General features: G+C 72.2%; 10 protein-coding genes and 2 pseudogenes. 6 read left to right on the forward strand and 6 right to left on the reverse strand.

Annotated elements, in window-relative coordinates; all coding sequences use genetic code 11:
* Positions 1-196: 196 nt before the first annotated feature.
* Positions 197-3,344 (reverse strand): annotated as a pseudogene (gene mobF / locus CHB94_RS13700) (MobF family relaxase); the annotation flags it as partial.
* Between the two features lie 426 nt (positions 3,345-3,770).
* Here mobF and CHB94_RS13705 point away from each other — a divergent pair.
* Positions 3,771-5,855: a CapA family protein gene (locus CHB94_RS13705; RefSeq protein WP_089337126.1), complete on the forward strand. Its 2,085-nt coding sequence runs from the start codon at positions 3,771-3,773 to the stop codon at positions 5,853-5,855.
* A gap of 209 nt (positions 5,856-6,064) precedes the next feature.
* The gene (locus CHB94_RS13710) at positions 6,065-7,342 is read left to right on the forward strand and encodes a GAF domain-containing protein (RefSeq protein ID WP_254920637.1); all 1,278 of its coding nucleotides are present in this window, start codon (positions 6,065-6,067) and stop codon (positions 7,340-7,342) included.
* Here the strand turns inward: CHB94_RS13710 and CHB94_RS13715 are convergent.
* The 3 genes from CHB94_RS13715 to CHB94_RS25200 are packed head-to-tail and all read right to left on the reverse strand — an operon-like array spanning position 7,314 to position 10,595.
* A complete protein-coding gene (locus CHB94_RS13715) occupies positions 7,314-8,333 on the reverse strand; it encodes a poly-gamma-glutamate biosynthesis protein PgsC/CapC (protein WP_089337128.1) in 1,020 nt (339 codons plus the stop codon). The two genes, CHB94_RS13710 and CHB94_RS13715, sit on opposite strands and share 29 nt — an antisense overlap.
* Positions 8,326-9,705, reverse strand: coding sequence for a poly-gamma-glutamate synthase PgsB (gene pgsB / locus CHB94_RS25195; protein ID WP_176445556.1), 1,380 nt, complete (start codon positions 9,703-9,705; stop codon positions 8,326-8,328). The genes CHB94_RS13715 and pgsB overlap by 8 nt, the downstream gene beginning before the upstream one ends.
* Positions 9,702-10,595 carry a GGDEF domain-containing protein gene (locus CHB94_RS25200; RefSeq protein WP_176445557.1) on the reverse strand — a complete coding sequence of 298 codons (894 nt, stop codon included), beginning with the start codon at positions 10,593-10,595 and terminating at the stop codon, positions 9,702-9,704. The genes pgsB and CHB94_RS25200 overlap by 4 nt, the downstream gene beginning before the upstream one ends.
* 207 nt (positions 10,596-10,802) lie before the next feature.
* Between CHB94_RS25200 and CHB94_RS13725 the strand changes: the two genes are divergently transcribed.
* The gene (locus CHB94_RS13725; RefSeq protein ID WP_141137495.1) at positions 10,803-11,699 is read left to right on the forward strand and encodes a hypothetical protein; all 897 of its coding nucleotides are present in this window, start codon (positions 10,803-10,805) and stop codon (positions 11,697-11,699) included.
* A 482-nt stretch (positions 11,700-12,181) separates the two neighbouring features.
* Here CHB94_RS13725 and CHB94_RS13730 read toward each other — a convergent pair whose 3' ends face one another.
* Positions 12,182-13,282 carry an IS110 family RNA-guided transposase gene (locus tag CHB94_RS13730; RefSeq protein ID WP_089337131.1) on the reverse strand — a complete coding sequence of 367 codons (1,101 nt, stop codon included), beginning with the start codon at positions 13,280-13,282 and terminating at the stop codon, positions 12,182-12,184.
* 295 nt (positions 13,283-13,577) lie between these two features.
* Here CHB94_RS13730 and CHB94_RS13735 point away from each other — a divergent pair, with 295 nt between their 5' ends.
* From CHB94_RS13735 to CHB94_RS26195, 3 genes and pseudogenes are all read left to right on the forward strand, one after another.
* Positions 13,578-14,645 carry an NlpC/P60 family protein gene (locus CHB94_RS13735; RefSeq protein WP_089337132.1) on the forward strand — a complete coding sequence of 356 codons (1,068 nt, stop codon included), beginning with the start codon at positions 13,578-13,580 and terminating at the stop codon, positions 14,643-14,645.
* 773 nt (positions 14,646-15,418) lie between these two features.
* Positions 15,419-16,230: pseudogene (locus tag CHB94_RS13740) on the forward strand (tyrosine-type recombinase/integrase); the annotation flags it as partial.
* 6 nt (positions 16,231-16,236) lie between these two features.
* The gene (locus tag CHB94_RS26195; protein ID WP_254920638.1) at positions 16,237-16,419 is read left to right on the forward strand and encodes a hypothetical protein; all 183 of its coding nucleotides are present in this window, start codon (positions 16,237-16,239) and stop codon (positions 16,417-16,419) included.
* Positions 16,420-16,787: 368 nt separating this feature from the next.
* On the opposite strand, the gene CHB94_RS24545 is transcribed toward CHB94_RS26195, so the two are convergent.
* Positions 16,788-17,213 (reverse strand): hypothetical protein, encoded by a 426-nt coding sequence (locus CHB94_RS24545; protein ID WP_141137496.1) that lies wholly within the window; start codon positions 17,211-17,213, stop codon positions 16,788-16,790.
* Between the last annotated feature and the right edge of the window lie 319 nt (positions 17,214-17,532).

Here is a 17,532-nt window from a genome sequence, read left to right on the forward strand (position 1 = left end):
ACCGCGATCGGCTCGATCGCCAGGTCCTCTCGGCGCCAGGCAACGTGCGGGTGCGTGAGATCAGCGTCGGTCTGCTCGATCGTCACCTGGCGGCCGTGCGGGCATCGCACGGCGCGGCGCTGGCGAAGATGACCAAGTCCGTCATCAGCGGCATGTGTGGCCTGGCCTGCCGCCACGATGCCATGAAGTCCAACCCCTGCCGGGACGTGGCCCGCATCCCCAGCCGGGCGTGCTCGCGGGCATGCTGGGTGGTGTCGGCGGCGGCGCGCAGCGCGGCGTGCTCGGGGTGGGCGTGTTCGGCGGCGCGGCGCGCGGAGGCGTTCAGCGCCGCCGACAGTGCGGGTCGATCGTCGAACCAGCCGGCGACCCGGGCGAGCTGCCCGGGCTCAGTCGGCAGCGCCGGCACGTGCGGGCGCCACCGGTTGGCCCAGTCGACCATCTGCTCGCCCGCTCGCGCGACGGCGGCCCGCCGGAGTCCGAGCCGGCCGGGCCCGTCGAGTACGACTCGCGCCGCCGCGTGGGCGGCGCCGCGTTCCTTGTCCCAGCGGCGGAGCAGCGTGTCGCGGAGCCGGTCTGCCTCGGCGGCGACCCTCGCCCCGCTGGTCTCAGCTCGCTGCTGCGCCTGTTCTGCGGCGAGGGCGGCCCGCCGGTAGGTGCCGGTGAGGGCGGCCAGCCGGTGGGCCCAGTCTGGCTGGAGCACGATGAGCTCCCGCAGCGCCTCGCGGATCGGCTCCTGGTAGGCGAGCCGGTCCCGGCAGCGCTGCTCGGCCGTCCATGCCGCGTGCAGCTCGGTGAGTATCTGGACGAGCGGTCGGGGTGGGGCGTAGCGGGCGGCCTCGTCGGCGGCGAGCTCGGCGGCGAGCTCGGCGGCGTGGGCGGGGCCGAGGTCGGCGCGGTGGCGGGCGAACACCGCCATCCACTGCCTGCGGGCCTCGGCGAGATCAGGAGCGACGAGGTGGGCGGTGTTGGCGGTGCGCCCGCGGGTCATGCCGACGTAGGCGGCCGCGGCGCCGGTGTGCTCGCCGATGACTACGTGCGCCGCGGTGACGGTCCAGGTGTCGCGGTTGGCCACGCCCAGGTCCCGGTCGTTGCGGCGGGTGGCGATCTGGTCCCCGGCGCCGATCCGCTGTCCCGCCTTGGTCGCGACAACGCTCGTGTCGTCGACGCGGCCGTCGGCCACCCGCCGGGCCCGAATGGCGGCGTTGAGCGCGGCGGCCTGCTCGCGGGTGTCCACCACCACGGCCACCGCCCCCCGTCGGCATCCGCGGCCGAGGCAAGCAGGGCCAGCGACTCCTGCCGGGCGACAGGATCGGCGTGCAGGCAGATCTGGCCTCGAGGTGCAGCGCGTCGAACACCGCCTTCGGGTCGTCGTCGCGGCGCATGGCCAGGGTCAGCTCGGCGTAGTCGGTGTCCGGCACCGTCCGACCGGCATCGTCGGTGCGGACGAACCGGTGCACCGCATCCAGGGTCAGGCAGGCGGCCGGGTCGGCTGCGCGGAGGGCGAGGTCGAGGACGCCGCCGCGGCCGACCGCGGGCAGCTGGTGGCGGTCGCCGAGCAGGGCGACCCGGACCTGGCATTCGTCGGCCACGGTCAACAAGCCGCGGGCCGTGTCCTGGTCGAGCATGCCCGCCTCGTCCACCACCAGAAGATCCCCCGGCCGCAGCCGTGCTCCGTCGCCCGTCCCGGCGTAGACGGTGCCGGTGACGGGGTCGGCCTGCCCGACGGTGAGCCGAGTCCAGGCGCCGTCGCCGGTCCAGCGCCAGCCGTGCTGGAAGGCCAGCCAGGCCGCCGAGCCGGTGGCCACGCCGACCTCTCCGGAGGCGACCTTGGCCGCCTTCAGCGTCGGGGTGACCACCATCAGCCGGCGTCCCCGGTCGGCCATCAGCTTCCGGGTGGCGGCGAGGGTGGTGGTCTTGCCGGCGCCCGCCGCGCCCTCCACCACGACCAGCGGCCGGTCGCCGGCGAGCGCCGCCGCGGTGGCGGCCTGCCCGGCATCCAGCTGGTCCCGGCCGGCCGCCAGGTCCGGCCGGAGGTCGGCGTCAGACCCGCGATGGGTGCCGCGGGCGGCGAGCCGGGCGGCCAGGTCGGCCTCGACCTCGACCACCGCCGGCGAGGTCCACGCCCGGACGTGCTCGGGCAGGGCAGCGTGCTCCAGCAGCGGCACGCAGCGGGTCAGGGCGCGGGCGGTGAGGTCCTCGGCCAGCTCGGCGCGGACCCCGGCCTCGACCACCATGCCCGCGCCGGCGATGAGCCGTTCGGCCTCGACGCGGAGGTCGGCGGCGTTCCACGCCGAGCGGCCCGCGGCCAGCCGGATGAGGATCTGCTCCACGGTGCGGTCGCGGTCCAGCGCGCCGACCGAAGTAGGCCGCAGGGCGACCGGCTGCTCCGGGTCACGGTAGCCGAGCGCGGCCAGTTCGCCCCGCCACCGCGCGATCAGGTCGGCGCTCGAGCGGGGGGTGACCTTGTCCGGGCGGCCGTCGGCCCACGCCCGGGTATCCCACGCCCACCGCCGCGCCGGGCCCGGGTGTTCGCCGGGGTGCGCCGTCATCCAGTCGCGTTCGTAGCGGTCCCGATTGCGGCCGATCTGCGCCGCCCGCGCGCTGAACGGACCGATGTACTCGGCGAGCTCCAGTATTTCTCCAGTTGCATCAACGGTGTAGCCGTGGGCGGCCAGCGCGGCCTGGAACTGCGGATCGCAGGCGACCGCGGCGTGGCCGATCCCGTTGACGGCAGCGAGGAAGTCGCGGACGCCGACGGTGTGCAGGCCGCGCCATTGCCCGGCCGCGAAGACTCGCGCGTTGATCTGCAGGTGCAGGTGCAGGTGCAGGTGCAGGTGCAGGTGCAGGTGCAGGTGCATATGCCGGTGCGGATCTCCGGCGCGGGAGGTGTAGTGTCGCACTGTCACCGCCTCCAGCACCTCGACGGGTACCTGCACCTGCCCGCCCCGCGGGCCCACCCGGGTGGTCGCATGCCCAGTGAGCCAGCCGATGATCTCGGTGGCAGCATGATCTTGGGCCGCGTCGTAGGCGGCGGCGATGTCCGGGTGCACCGCCGCCGCCAGCGACCAGGATTTCGGGCCGTTGACCACCACCTCGACGAACCGCACCGCCCGCTCATCGGTCCGCAGCCGCCCGCGCGGCTCACTGGTGTCAGGATCCCGGCCGGCCACCCAGGTCTCGTAGGTCTCGCCGGTCAGCGCCGCCCGCTCCTCCACTCGCCCGCCGAGGCCCGCGAAACGGCGGGCCAGGCCGCTCCCCTCGGCCAGGTAGTAGTCATCCGCCCGGCCCCGGTCGGCCTCCAGGTACTGCCGGGCGGCGGCCGGCGGGCCGGCGTAGACCTTCATTCCGCCATGCAATTACCAACGCCACCCAACAACGGCCATCACATCACCCCGTTAAATGCCGGTGGGCCCCGCCAGGCGGGCCCGAACTACCCATATTGGTAGCATGCGTGCCGTCGGGAAGTGAAGGCTTGAATGCTGACGGAAATGATTGTGACTCTTGGTTGACGGGGCCGGAAGGAGGTCAGCCTATTGGCTATTTATGGCGGCTTTCGATTGTTTCGGGAGCTGCCGGGCCTGGCAGATAGGGTGTCTCGGCGGACACAAACCCCGGTCTGGGCCCGTCTGGGCCCGGATGCGACCGGACTCCGAGGGGCGGACGAGGAGGGCATCGCGTCCAATTGACCGGAGAGAAGTCGTCGGCGGGTCGGGGGCTCGAGTCGGCCCCGGGTAGACCGCGCGCTCGGGGAACGACGAGCAGGGGGAGCGATGAAGCGCTGGTGGCTGCCGCTCGCGGCGGTCTTCGTCGTCGCACTCGCCGCCACGGTCGTGGTCCTCACCCGGTCCGGCGAGGCGTCCGGTCCGGCCGAGGACGGAACCGGGTTGGTGGCGAGGATCGTCGATGAGCAGGGTCGCCGGCTCGCGCGGACAGAGGTACGCCTTGGCACGGGCGAGACACTGACCACCGACGACGACGGCCACGTCCGTGCGCCCCTGTCCGGCGGCGCCCAACTCGTGACCGTCACGGCGGAGGGCCACCTGCCGAGGACACAAGCGGTGGCGCCGGGGACACCGACCGAGGTCCGGCTCACCTCGGACCCCGAGGGAACCGTCTCGCTCCGCTTTGGCGGGGACGTGATGTTCGGTCGCCGGTTTTATGACTACAACGACGACGGGGACCGCAGCGACGGCCTGCTTCGAGACGGCGCGTCCGTCGCCGAACACGCCGCGCTCCTCGCCGAAGTCCGCCCCCTGCTCGAGGACGCCGACGTCACCGTGGTCAACTACGAGACGCCTGTGGCGGACCAGCCCTGGGTCGACCCGACCCAACCGCGACCGCCGAGCTCTCACCCGACCAAGGACTACGTCTTCGCCAGCGCGCCCGCCTCCGCGCAGGCACTCGTCGACTCTGGAGTCGACGTGGTCTCCCTGGGCAACGACCACGTGTTCGATGCCCTCGCGGGGGGCCTGGATCAGACCCTGGCAACGCTCGACGAGGCCGGACTTCCACACTTCGGGGCCGGGCGCACGGTCGGCGAGGCCTGGACGCCTGCCGTCATCGAGCGCAAGGGCCAGCGCCTGGCCTTCCTCGGGTGTACCACGATCACCGGCACCGAGCACCCCATTCCCTACGTCGCCGGCGAGGGGCAAGGCGGCGCCGCCCAGTGCAGCACCGAACGCCTGCAGCGCGAGGTCCGCAACGCCCGCGCCGAGGCCGACGTCGTCGTCGTGATGATCCACGGAGGCGGGGAGTACGAGGCTCGACAGACCGAACACGTCCGGCAGCTCTCCGCCGTGGCCACCGCTGCGGGAGCAGCGATGGTGGTCGACGGGCATCCCCACGTGGTCGGTGGGGTGCGCCTGGAGGGCGGAGCGCTGGTTGCCGAGACGATGGGCAACCTGCTGTTCGACCAGACTGTGTGGCCGACCTTCCTGTCCTATCTGCTGAGGGTGGACGTCCGCGGCGGCCGGCCGGTCCAGACGACCGTCGACCCGACCTTCAACGAGGGCTACCTCCCGCGTCCCACGGTCGGCGCCCTCGCCGACGCGGCCGCCCGCCGGGCCGTCGGCCTGACCCCCGGGCCCAGCGCCCACTTGCAGCCTCCGGGAGCGGTCTTCACCGCCGCCGAGCCCCCACCGGCCGAGACCGTCGAGTACGACCTCGACGGCGGGACCGTGGCCCGTCTCGCACGAGGATGGTGGGTGCAGGGCGTCCGTGGGGAGGCCGGCTCGCAGGTGGGGATGGGTGAGGACCTGCTGTGGACGGGGTCGTTCGAGGACATGGACACCGACCCGCAGACCGACGGCGCACACGGCTGGTCCCTGAGCCCGACCGCCCAGGTAACTGCCGCGGCCGCCTGCTCCGGTGCGGTCGGCGTCGAACTGAGTCGGAGCCCGGTCAGCACGGAGGACGCCATCGCCACCCCCGAGCACCGACAACTGGTCACCCCCGGGGCCCAGCTGTCCCTCCTCGCCGACGTCCGCGACGCCTCGGAGGGAGCCACGCTCGAGCTGCGGTGGTATCCCGACACCAAGGGAGGCAGCACGTCCACCACCACCGTGTCCGTCCCCGCCGGGTCCTACGACGAGGGCTGCCGGCAGGTCCGGATCGACGCGACGGTGCCCGAGGGGATCGTCGCGGTGCAGCCGATGGTGCGCCTACCTCCCACCCTCGACGTCCAGTTCGCCGCCCATCTGGCGGTGGACGACGTCCAGCTGGTCCAGTGGACGGCGCCTGGGGAGTACGGCCGCCGGTATCCGGTCGTGGACATCCGGGCCGACGCCACCCTGGTCCTGGCCCGCGACAGCGCGCTCTCCGACGAACCCATGGCCGGGACCTCGGCGTCGCCCTGAGGACCCCGACCGGACGTCCCGACCGGACCTCCGCGCAACTCTCCAGTGCGCCCCGGTGACCGGCAAACGGGACGTCCGGTGGTCGACCGCCAGGGCCCCGGGAGGCGGACCATGGTGACCGGCGCGACGGCTTGGCTCGGTCCTCGATCGGTCACACCGTCACCTCCCGCCGACGGACCCCGACACCGAGGAGTGGTGGACTCGTGACGATGACAGCGGGCAGGTCTGCCGATGCGGTCCTCCCCGCACTGACGGATGCAGACCGCCTCACGGAGATCGAGGACACCGGCCTGCTGGCCGGCGCAGACCCCACCATGGACCGGCTGGCCCGGCTGGCCGCGGCCCTTGTCGGCGCGCCCCGTGCCTTCGTCACCCTGGTGACACCGGAGCGCCAGCACCTGCCCGGCATGGTCCGGTTCGACGACCCCGACGACACGGCGCGCGAGACGCCACTCAGCGGTTCCCTGTGCCAGTTCGCGGTAGCCACCGAGGAGCCGTTGATCATCCCGGACGGTCGTGCCGACCCGCTGGTCCGCGACACCGAGCCGGTCCGCAGCGGAGACATCGGCGCCTACGCCGGCGTTCCCCTGCGTACCTCTGCGGGCCACGTCCTGGGCACCGTGTGCGTGGTCGACCCGGACGCCCGCTCCTGGGAAGAGGACCGTCTCCCGCTCCTGCAGGACCTGACGGAACTGGGCGCCGACGAGGTCAACCAGCGGCTGAGCCGGGCACGGGAGGAGCGTCTGCGTCGCCTGGTCCAGGACATCACGCGGCAGGTGCCGCCGTTGGCCGACGCTGTCCACAGCCTCGTCGACCTCGCCGAGCAGCAGGAGGAGCCGCGGCTGCAGCGCTACGCCGCGCTGACGCGCTGCCGCATGGAGCCAGTGGTCTCACTGGGGCGCCGGCTGGAAGCGGCCGTCTCCTCCGGGACGGCCGCCGCCACGGCACGGGGACGGGCGTCGGCCGAGCTCGGGAGCGTCCTGGAGAGCTGCGTGCGCAGCGCCGGCGCGGCGACCGGGTCCAGTGCGATCCGGCTGGAGCTCCCGGACATGACTCTTACCGTCCGGTGTGACCAAGTCGGGCTGGAACGGTTCATCACGCACGTCGTGGTGACCGCGCTGCACCACTCACGCGGCGACGCATCGCTGGTGCTCCACCTGAACGGCCCCACGTCGGGCGGCGCTCATGCCGCCGACGAGCAGGACCGCCACACCGCGACCCTGCAGGTGCTGGCGGAGGACTGTCCCGTGCCGACCGGTGAGCTGGCCCGGCTCGTCGCCCGCTTCCATGGGGCCATGTGCGAGGAGGCGGCCCCGCAGAGGCAGGAGGCGCCGGCCAGCGTCCGGATGAGGAACGGCACCGTGACCGTCGAGAGCGGTTCCGTGTCCGGCCAGGTGTCCCGGGACGCGCGCCTGGTCCTGCTGGTCCGCTGGCGCCTCGACGCCGGGCCGGACGGCGTCAGGCCTCGAGGATCCCGCCCGCGATGAGCGCGGCGGACAAGAGGTTCATGACCGAGAACGTCCCCAGCGCGGTCAGCGTGGCGCCCCAGGCCGTCTTCTCCCACCCCTGCCGCTGGGCGTCGTTGGCCAGCAGGGCCGGGACCATGAGCGTGATGATGGTCAATCCGCGCCAGGGCACGTAGTCGCCTCCGGTCCACGCCACGACCGCCGCCTCGGCGGCCCAGCCGAGGATGGCGCCCACCAGCACCATCGTGGCCAGCTTGCGCCGACCGAACAGCAGCAGGCGGGGCATCAGCAGGTGCACGACGACGAACCACGTGGCGACGGCGACGACGACCGCGAACACGAGGTCCAGCCAGCGGGGGGCAACGAGGGCGATGTACGCCCCGGAGATGAACCCGCCGGAGCGCAGCCCCAGGCGCGAGAAGACCAGCATGCCGATGCCCACGCTGGCCGCGGCGGCGACGACGACGAGCTCTCGCGGGAACCCGGTGACCGAGACCAGACCGCCTACGGTCTCACCGGGTTCGAGGGGAGCGATTGCGAGCAGGGATGTGTACACGTAGATGAACAGGCCCAGGATCGCCGTCGTCGCGAGGACGGCGACGACGGTCTTGCCTGGGCGCTGACGCGCCATGTCGTGGGCGAGGATGCCGGGGATGAGGAAGCCGATCCCGGCGAGCCCCAGCAGGACCGGGTCCAGGGTAGCGAATCGGTGGGCGGTCAGGGTCAGGACCATGATCACCGCCAGGCCGACGAGCATCTCCACCTCGAACTTGCGGCGCCCGTAGAGGATCACCCGGCGGGCGAGGACCCGGTTGACCACAAGGTAGGTGCCGTAGGCGGCGCCCACGGTCGTCAGGATGAACAGCGGCCGGGGTATGTGCAGGGCCAGGTACGCCGGGACGATGGCGCCGCCGGTCGTGAGCTGTACGCGCTCGTAGAAGAGCATGCTGACGATGACGCCGATGACCAGGGCGACGCGGACGACCTCGGGGCGGAAGAGGTACTCATGCACCGCCGGTGACGTCCTCCCGTCCCGGTTCGTCACCGGGGTTGCCTGCCGCTCTTGACTGGCTGCGCCCCGTGGCGACGTGGGTGCCGGCCCGGCGGATCCGGCGGGTGCCCGCCGGCATGCGGACGGGGTCGCGGGACTCGTCGAGTTCGCTGCGGTGCTCGGCGCCCTGGAGGTGCTCGAAGTACTCGATGAGCAGCTCCGCCTGGTCCGTGTGGATGTTGACCATGCCGATGAGGACACCCTCGGGGCCGCCGACGAGCCCGGCGATCGTGGCCAGGATCTGGTCGAGGGTGGGTTGTACCGTCTCGCCGAGCAGGTGCACCCGGTCGGCGGGATAGCCGAGCTCGACGATGGTGCGGCTGACCTGCTCCTCGTAGGCCCCAAACGTGATGACCTGGTCGAGGTACGACGAGAGGTCCGTGGGGACCATCTGGGCGAACAACTCGGCGCGGCGGCCACGGTCACGACGGTTGTTCAGGATGCCGATCACCGGTGCGTCCGGCGGGAACTGGGCCTGCAGGATCTCGAAGGTGAGCACCACGCTCTCGCGGTCATTGGCCGCGAACAGCGGGACCCAGAGAATCCGCTTGCCCAAGACGTCGTACCAGCGCAGCCGGACGACCCCGATGTCCGGGATGGACTTCCACATCCCCTGCAGCGCGACCTGCCGCCGGATGCCCAGGAGGCGGGCGATGGCCAGGCCGATGGCGACGTTCTCCTTGAACTGCAGGTAGTCGAAGCCGCGCATGTCCTCGTCGCCGACCCCTCGCGGGTCGGCGTAGATCAGCCGGCTGCCCCGTTCCTCGGCCCGCTCCCGCAGCCGGTCCCGGAGATGCGGGCGGTCCTCGGCGGTGATCAGGATCCCGTTGCGTGGGACGGTCAGCGCCAGGGAGTCGGCGATCTGCTCGAGGGTCTCCCCCATCTCCTCCTGGTGGTCCTCACGCACGTTGGTGATCACGGTGATGTCGGAGCGCACCATGTAGTCCTGCGAGTACTGCTGGTAGAGCGGACGCACGGCCATGCACTCGATGACCAGCGCCTCCACGTCGGGGTCGACGTGTCGTGCGACGACGTCGATCTGCTCGTTGATCGTCGCTGCGCCGCGCCGGAAGATCGGCGTCTCCTCGCCCCGGCGCTCGATCATCCGGGCGGCGCTCCCCGTCGTCTTGGCCACGGTGACGAAGCCGCCCTCCCGGAGGACACCGGCCACCAGGCGCGTCACGGTGGACTTGCCGCGGATGCCGTTGACGTGCACACGGACGTCGAGCTGGTCGAGTCGGGACCGGTGCCCGGAGACGGACGTGCGCCAGTACACGATCAAGGCCAGAGCCACCGCGACGAGGAAGAGGAGGCTGAACAGCCCGGCCGTCACGCCGCGGTCCCCTGGGGCGAGGAGTGCCGTGGCTTCGCGGCCGCCTCGTCGACGCCGGCCGATCGCCGGGCCGCCTGCAGGAGAGCGGTCGCGTCGCTGGTCTGGCCGTCGAGGCCGGCCAGACCCACGTGCAGCTCCGCGCAGTCGACCAGGCTGCGTCGTTCGTCGGTCTCGCGCACGGTGAACGCAGCCCGCGATGCCGCGTCGAGGACCGGGCCGACGACCTCCCAGGCAGTGGCTACGTCCGTCTCCGGCAGGATGGCGCCGAACTCGTCCGGTCCCGAGGCGAAGGGCACGTCGGTCTCGCGCAGCATGCTCTCGACGAGACGGGCCACGGCGCGCTGGGCTGCTTCGCGGGCGCTGACGTCGAGGCCCAATTCGGTGATCGTCACCCGCATCACCACGACGCTGAGCGGCCGCCCGTAGCTGCGGGCGCGCAGCAGCTCCTCGTCGAGCCGGGCCACGGCGACCTCCGCGGTCACCAGCCCCAGCGAGCCGTACGCCGGTGCCACCCTCCCGCTCTCCTCGTCCGCCGGGCCGCGCCGCGCGTGGATGCCCGCGGAGACCATGCCCACCAACCACCCCAGCGCCACGAGGCCGAGGACGAGGGCCAGGTCCGTCACGAAGGACGCCGGCGCCCAGCGATCCCCCAGCCGCAGCGCAAGGACCGCCACGGCCGCAGCCGCCACCCCGAGAACGAGACCACCGAAGGCATCGAAGAAGAGCGCGCCGAGCCCGGTCGCAACCACCGTGGCCACCGCATACAGCGAGTAGGGCGGCGCCTCGGTCGCCGCGACGCAACCGGCGAGGGCCGCGACAACCAGGGCCAACGCCACCGGGACGTGCTGCTCAGTCCAGGCCGACATCAGCTTGCGCATCGGTCGTCTCACGCTCCCTCCACCGCCACCGAGCGGCCAGGAACAGGAGGACGAACGCTGCGGCGCCCCCGCCACCACGCAGCAACGCCTCGGACCACGTCCACAGATCGGGTCCCATGGCTCCCTCTACCCTGCGGGGAGGATTCCAATCGGTGTCAGAGACGTTGAGGAGTGGTCACCGGGACCCTTTCCTTCGATCTCAGTGCTGGTGAGGGCCACATGCGGAGGACACGGCCGGGCATCGTCTCGCCGCGGGCGCTGAGATCGTCGGCCGTTGGGGCGGTCACGCTCCTCGTGCTCATCGGATGCGGCGGTCCGGTGGAGCTGCACGCCACCATCGAGCAGGTGCTGGACGCCGGACCGGGGCGGGGCTCCTCCGCGTACCGCGCCCCGGGTGTACTGGTGAGCCACGAGTTGGGCGGTGCGGTGCTGGCTCACCTGACGGGCGTCGAGGATCCCCCGGTCCCCGACGGTGCCCGGGACCTGGAAGTCCTCGACGCCGAGGGCCGGGAGGTCCGGGTCCTGACCGAGGACGTCGATCAGGGAACGGCACAGGGGTGGGGCCTCTACGCCGTGCGTGAGGGCGCCGGTGCACCGCCGCACCTCGTCGTCGAGGTCCCACATCCACGCGCCGACCTGTGGACGGAGGACGTCGGCGCCGAGCTCTTCGCGTCCCTCGATGCCGCGGCACTGCTCGTCGCCGGGGCGCACCGCACGGCCGGAGGGAACGCGGCCGACGTGGCGCACCAACCCACCAGCGCCTTCGCCACGGTGGACCGGGCGGTGGTCGGCCCGGGAACCGTCGTCCTTCAGGTGCACGGGTTCGACGAGTCCCGGCACCCTGGCTCGGCCCAGGTCGTCCTCTCCAGCGCCGAGTCCATGCCCGGCACCCTGGTCCAGGAGCTTGACGACGCCCTTGAGGACGCCGGTTTCGAGACGTGCGTCTACGACGGCGAGCAGTGTCATGCGCTGGCCGGCATGACAAACGTCGAGGCCGCGCACGCCAGGAGCGTCGGAGCCACGTTCATCCACCTGGAACTGGCCGAAGACCTCCGGCGCAGCGGCCCCGTCCGACAGCGGCTGGTGGACGTCCTGGCCCACGTGCTGGTCGACTGATATGTGAGGCCCGGCTGTCAAGTGGCAGGGCGAGGCGCCGCCAGGGCTGGCTGCTCTGGCGGCGCCTCGTTTGTGCTGGCCCGGGCGGGCGGTCGGCGGGGGTGGGCGTGTCGTGCGAGGCGCGGTCGATACTGATATTCGCGGGTTGGCTACCGCAGTACGGCGTTCGGCTGGGGCGCTTCGGCGTGTCTGGGGTCGAGCGTCACGTTGCCTCCCCGGTGTCGGGTCGACGTCGTGGCTCACAGTCGAATCGCCGGTCGGGCCCCTCGCGCTGCTGCCGGTCGGTGCTGGTGCTCGAGCCAGGTCTGTGAGTGGGCGGTGATCTTCGGTGTGTTCCCGCGCCGGTGCTGGTTCGGCGTCGCCCGCAGCCGGGGTCAAGGCTGGGCCGGAGGCCCACCCGGAGGGCTTTGGCCTTGACCGTGGCGAGGACGTCGCCACGGGTGCCGGAGGGGCGGGAGCGCGCCGGTCACGTCCCGGTGGGGTCAGGTATCGGTGTCCGGCAGGGTGGCCAGCGACCAGCACCAGCCGGCCAGTTCGCGGGCGATGGCCACGCAGGCCACGGTGTGGGTCTTCTTGCGCCGGGACAGCTGGGTCCAGCGGGCGTGCAGACGCTGGTTGCCGGCGTGCTCCCGGACCCGGGCGGCCGGGGTGGCCTGGTCCCAGCGGGCGCGCATGGTCGCCCCGATGCGGTAGCCGGGCTGGTGGTGCCAGGCCCCTTCCACCAGCAGCCGCCGCACGTGGGTGTTGCCGGTCGTGGTGATTCCGCCCTGGCGGCGGGAGTTGCCGGTGGAGTGCTCGGAGGGGACGAGCCCGAGGTAGGCGCCGATGCTGGCGCCGGTGAACCGGGACCAGTCCCCGATCTCCACCGCCAGAGCGAAGCCGGTCAGCGTGGAGATCCCGCGCAGGCAGCACAGCCGGCGGGTGACCGGGGTGAACTCGCTGTCAGCGGCCATCGTGGTGATCTGCTCGTCCAGGCGCTGCCGACGCGCCAGCGTCAGCCCGAGGGCCTCCAGATCGGCGTCGTAAGCGGCCTGGGTGCCGGTCTGCTGCGGGTCGGCGAAGCGGATGCCGCGCAGCCACTGCTCGTGCTTGGCCGTCCAGGCTTCGCCGCCGTAGTAGACGTGCCCGTGCCGCAGCAGCAGTTTGGAGATCCGGTGCCGGACGCGCATCAGATCCCCGCGGGCGTCCTCGCGGGCCCGGACCAGGTCCCGGGCGGCTTCCTGAGCCACGGTGGGCACCCGCACGGCGACGATGTCATCCAGCCGCAGCAGCCGGGCCAGCAACAGCGCGTCGCGGGCGTCGGTCTTCACCCGGTCCCCCGACGGCCGAACGATCTTCGACGGCGCGGCCACCTCGCAGCGGATCCCGGCGCCGGTCAGTGCCCGGGCCAGCCCGAAGCCGGTCGGCCCGGCCTCGTAGGCCACCGCCGCCGGACCGGGCAGGCCGCGCACCCAGTCGACGATCACTCGCTGGTCGGGGACCAGTCGCTGTCTGATCAACTCCCCAGTGACGCCGTCGATCGCCGCCGCGGACACCGATCGTGCGTGCACGTCCAGCCCGACGCTCGTACGCTCCAGACCCATCGGGGCCTCCCACACATGTCGGATAGGCCGGGCAGGGGTTTCTCCCCGGCAACCCACGAACCTGTGTGAGTGGGGCCCCGACCCGCAACCGCTCCTCACAGAGCCGTCGCGTCATACCGTCTGACCGGGCAACCGCTCACCAGGCGCGGCCGAACCCGCATACCATCCCCCCGACGAGGGGAACGGCCACCACCACAGGTGAGATCCCGCGCCCAGCCCTCAATCCACCGTCACCGCCCCCCCGATGCACCACGACCAGTTCGGACGATCGGGCGCCTGAGGGCGCAGGACGGGGATGACGTCGATGGCCGCGCGCATGCGCAAGGGTGAATCACGGCTGCTGCGGCCGGCGCAGGGGGCGGCACTCACCGCAGGGCTGCTCGGCTTCGCCGTCGTCGCATTCGCGGTGCCCAGCGCCGAGATGACCGCCGTCAGCGCCAGAAAGCCGTCCGCGACGTCCACCCCGACGGCGACGACCACGAACCCGGCGTCCACCGCCCCGGCTTCCGGGACCACCGGCGCACTGCGCGAGCAGCGGCTGGCCTCGCCGGACCGGGTGGTGGTCCGCGACGACCTGGGGCCGGTGGCGACCTTCACCGTCGGCTCCCGGACGGTCGGTCTGCGTGGTCCGCAGCGGACCTTCAGCGAGTCGACCACCACGGCGAGGGTCATCAGTACCACCTGGGTACGGCTCCTGGCGCAACCCTTCAAGGGGACCGTGGACTACGGCTGGCTGGCCGCGCGAATCGGGGACACCAGCGAGGACGTTCTGGAACTGGCCCGCCAGTACGTCACCGGGGCGCCCGAGCGCAGGGACGCTGCGGGGCTGCGGATCGCCGGCGATGCCTCCTACGGCCCCCTGCAGGCGGACGGGACCCGGGCGGAGGGCTCCGACTTCAACGACTACCTCGGCATGCACTGGTCGTACCGGACCGAGGTCGACCAGCCGGAGACCGACCAGTTCGGCGCCCTGGACTGCTCGGGATACGTCCGCATGGTCTTCGGCCACCGGGCCGGGATCTCCATGACGCTGCAGCCCGATGGCCTCGCGCTTCCCCGGCGGGCCGTGCAGATGAGTGACTCCGCCCCCGGGGTCGTGGTGATCCCGGACTCCGGCACCCGCCCGACCAGCCTGGCCGCGCTCCTTCCCGGGGACCTGATCTTCTTCGACGCCAGCACCGACGACGGAACGCTCATCGACCACGTCGGCATCTACCTGGGGATCGACTCCGCTGGTGCGCCCCGCTTCCTCTCCAGCCGCAAGAGTGCAGACGGTCCCACGATGGGCGACATCCGCGGCCGCTCCACCCTGTCCGGGACCGGGCTGTACGCCACCGCCTTCCGCGCCGCCCGGCGGGTCTGACCTGCTAATGGGCTGCGACTGGTCGAGACCAGCTGGTAGCTGCGTCGTCTTCCCCCATGGGGGCGGGCCTCAGCGCTTCGTGAGCGGGCGCAACCGACCGGCGGCAGTCCGGGCCGCGCGCACGGGCGGCGTCCATGGCGTCGACGACTTCGTCGACTCGTCCCCGGTCGGCGGACCCGGTGGTGCGGCACCGAGGGGCGATCTTGCCCCGAGCCCAGGAGCGCCCCCGGACGCATGGCGTTTCGATGAGTTCCGATGGCCCTCGCCAACGATGATCATCGCAGCGGAAGGTCACCTTCTAACCTCCAGGTCATAGGCGGGAAGCCTGTGGAGGAGTGCGCCATCAGGGACTCGAACCCCGATCCCGCTGATTAAGAGCCGCTATTGGACGCCATTCTGCGCCCATTTCGGATCGTGCATCCCTGCTGCTCAGGGGGCTGTTGCGCGTCGCTGACCTGCGGTAACGTCGGCGACGAGGTGGTGGCGGGAATGTTGGTGACAATTAGCCGACGTCGGCTGAGAATGGCTGGAAACGGCTCTGCTGCGGACTCCCTGCGGACAGCCGCAATTCTTCGCCCTGCTGATGGCTGCGATCGGCAGGCGGCGGCGGGCGCCTGCGGCAGCGTCGTGGGGGCCTGACGGTGGTCAGCATCGCCCGCCGGCCCAACGGGCAGTGGCGGCCCCGCTACCGCGATGCGGCCGGCAAGGAGCACGCCCGGCACTTCGACAAGAAGGCCGACGCGCAGGCGTGGCTGGACTCGGTCACCACCTCGGTGCTCACCGGCGCCTACGTCGACCCCAAGCGGACCCGGGTCACCCTGGCCGAGTGGGCCGGCCAGTGGCTGGAGAGCAAAGTCGACCTCAAGCCGACGACCTACCGCTGCTACGAGGTCTCGCTGCGGGTGCACATCCTCCCGACCTGGGGCCCGGTGCGGCTCGGCGACATCACCCACCAGGGCATCGCCGCCTGGGTGGCCAAGGTGTCCAGGTCGGGGAAGAGCGCCTCCACCGTGCGCCACGCCCACCGGGTGCTGTCGCTGATCCTGGGCCTGGCGGTGCGCGACGGCCGGCTGGCCCGCAACCCGGCGGTCGGCGTGCCGCTGCCGCGGACGGTGCGCGGAGAGCAGATTTTCCTCACCCACGCGCAGGTCGACGACCTGGCCGCGGCCGCCGGCCGGGACCGGCTGGCCATCCTGTTCCTGGCCTACACCGGCGTGCGGTACGGCGAGATGGCCGCGTTGCGGGTGCGCAACCTCAACCTGCTGCGCCGGCGGGCGCTGATCGCCGAGGCGGTCGTCGACGTCAACGGGCACGCCGTGTTCGGCACGCCGAAGAACCACCAGCGCAGGCAGGTGCCCCTTCCGCGGTCCTCGCCGAGGAGCTGGCGGCGCACGTGGCCGGCAAGGCGCCGTCGGACTTCGTCTTCGCCGCGGAGAAGGGGGGCGTGCTGCACCTGCGCAACTTCCGCCGCAAGAGCTTCGACCCCGCCGTCCGCGCCGCCGGCCTGGACAAGCTCAACCCGCACGCGCTGCGGCACACCGCCGCCTCGCTGGCCATCGCCAGTGGCGCGAACGTCAAGGTGGTGCAGACCATGCTCGGCCACCAGTCGGCGACGATGACCCTGGACCTGTACGGCCACCTGCTGAACGACCAGCTCGACGAGGTCGCCGACGCGATGGACGCGGCGCGCGCCGCCGAGGCGTCGGCGCGTCGCCCGGCAGCAACCGTCGCGGCGCTGCCCACGGGTCGCTCGGTCGGCGGCCCGGTCGCATGACCCGACCAGCGCGCGGTCGGTGTAGCCGTGGCTCGACCGCTTCCCACCCCCGAGCAGGATGCCGGCCGTCTTGGTCGCCGGAAGGGCGCTGCCGCGTCGCTTCTCGATGGGCCTGCGGCCCACCCTTCCCCCGACCTGCGCCAGCCGGCCGGAGGCGGGTTGTGGGATGCGGCCAGGAGTGCGTGAGGCCACCCGGGGTTTCGCACGGAAGGTCCGGCCGCGTGCCTTCCTCGAGCCGGGCCCCCCGGAGCGGGACGCCCGCGTGTCAAGCAGGGCCGTGGACGAGGAACGAGCCGTCCACAGCTATGGGGAGGAAGCGATCCGGCGACACCGAGGCCGCCCAGGCCAGCGGGCTTGACCGCCGACAGTCAGGCAGCCGTCTGCCACCGCACACGGTCCGGATGCGGCATCGGCAGCGGGTCGTCGTCGAGGGAGTACACCTCCAGGCCGGACAGTCGGCCGCCATCGACGAACAGGAGGAGCCCGCCGATGGGCTCGCCGTCCGCTCCGACCACCGTTCCCTCGACTGGCACGGGAGAGCACGCCGGTGAGCGCGGCACGGTGTCGGGCACCTGCAGGTCGAGGCTTCCGCATCCGCAGGTGCAACCGGGCGACGCGCACACCTGGTGAGCCTGCACGCGCAGTTCGTGAACGCCATGGAAGTCATGACGAAGTAGCGCATCGAGGAGTGCAAGCTCACTGCTCGTCAGCGGCCGGACGCCGACCTCGTCGCGTTGTGAATCTCCGGTCACGTCCTCAGTGTCGTCCATTCCGCCGTTGGTCAGCGTCAGCATCTGACGGGGGATACGACCATCGCGTCGGCGACCGCGGCGACGAAGAAGTCCTGGCCGGCCGGAGGGCACCGGTCGACGTGGCCGCCGAGGACCACGGGTGCACAGGTCATCGTGCAACTCGACGAGGACGTCGGTGAAGCCGATGTCGCGCACCCCCGCTCGGTCTCGTCGGGCGCGGCGAACGTTCAGCCGATCGACGTGCTGTTGTCGCTGGTCACGCACCACACGCCTCGACGACGGAGGCCATACTGGAAGTTCACGGGCTACGGCGACGAGCCCGGTCGAACAGCGACGGCTCCACTCGGCTCCGCGGTCTCGG

The sequence above is a fragment of the Blastococcus mobilis genome, assembly GCF_900188025.1.
In the GTDB taxonomy this organism is placed as follows: Bacteria; Actinomycetota; Actinomycetes; order Mycobacteriales; family Geodermatophilaceae; genus Blastococcus_B; species Blastococcus_B mobilis.